The sequence below is a fragment of the Pseudomonas tremae genome, assembly GCF_001401155.1.
GTDB lineage: Bacteria > Pseudomonadota > Gammaproteobacteria > Pseudomonadales > Pseudomonadaceae > Aquipseudomonas > Aquipseudomonas tremae.
The window spans coordinates 1-990 of record NZ_LJRO01000248.1 but is presented as its reverse complement, the minus strand read 5'-3'; the positions used below and the strand labels follow the sequence as shown (position 1 = coordinate 990).

General features: G+C 56.6%; 1 protein-coding gene and 1 pseudogene. Both read left to right on the top strand.

The genetic code is table 11. From position 1 onward, the window contains the following. Positions 1 to 258: dCTP deaminase domain-containing protein (locus tag ALO43_RS15705; protein ID WP_412778920.1), on the top strand; the 258-nt coding region annotated here is incomplete at its 5' end. A 2-nt stretch (positions 259 to 260) separates the two neighbouring features. Then, a pseudogene (gene dcd / locus ALO43_RS31850) lies at positions 261 to 939 on the top strand (dCTP deaminase). Positions 940 to 990 lie beyond the last annotated feature (51 nt).

Here is a 990-nt window from a genome sequence, read left to right as displayed (position 1 = left end):
GATTTTGCCAGTGAGCTTTACGCCAACGTTTCCACGGCGTCCTGTGGCGTTTTCATTCAGACCAGTGCGCCGCTCGGCCACACCGGCGCGGCCATCAGCTGGACCCTGGAGATCGTCGTTACCCAGCCGGTGCGGGTCTATGCCGGCACCAAAGTGGCCAAGGTCTGCTTCTGGGCAAACTTCGGCCTGACCACCTGTTATGCTGGACGCTACTTGGGCTCCAAGAGCACCGTGCCCTCGAAAATCATTCTGGATTGACCATGATACTGACCGGTAGTGAAATCGAAAATCGTGTGCGTTCGGGTGAAATCGTCATCAGTCCTTTTTCCCATGAGAACGTCAATCCCAACAGTTACAACTTCCGCCTGCATGACCAGATGAAGGTCTACGAAGACGATGTGATCGATGTGCGCACCGAGGCGTCCACCCGAACCATCGAAATCGGCCCGGAAGGCTATGAATTGCAGCCGATGAAGCTGTACCTGGCTTCAACCATAGAAACCATGGGCAGCACCCATTTCGTACCGCACTTATGCGGCGCGTTCCTCGATTGCAAGACTGGGGATGTTCATCAACCTGTCGGCCCCACTGGGCGACATTGGTTTCGTCGGACGTTGGACCTTGCAGTTATATGCGTTGAACCGCATCCGTGTTTACCCCGGCATGAACATCGGTCAGATGATGTTCTGGAACGTCAAAGGCGATATCGAGCTGTATTCCGGGAAGTACCAGGGCGCGACCGAAGCCTTTGCGTCACGCATATTCATGGATTTCGAAAAGACGCCACGCCCACAGCCACTGGTGGTGCCCAATCTCGCGCCGTTTCCGGTTCTGGCAGCCCAGGAGGACGTTGATGCAGTCCCGGATGCACTGGCCAGTGGGCCCGCTCGGAGAGCCACTGACCTTCCACTGATAGCAGGAGGCCGTCGTGTCCAGTAAATACTCAACCCTGCAACAGCTTGCCGATACATTGCCGGTGCCGCCCCTGAG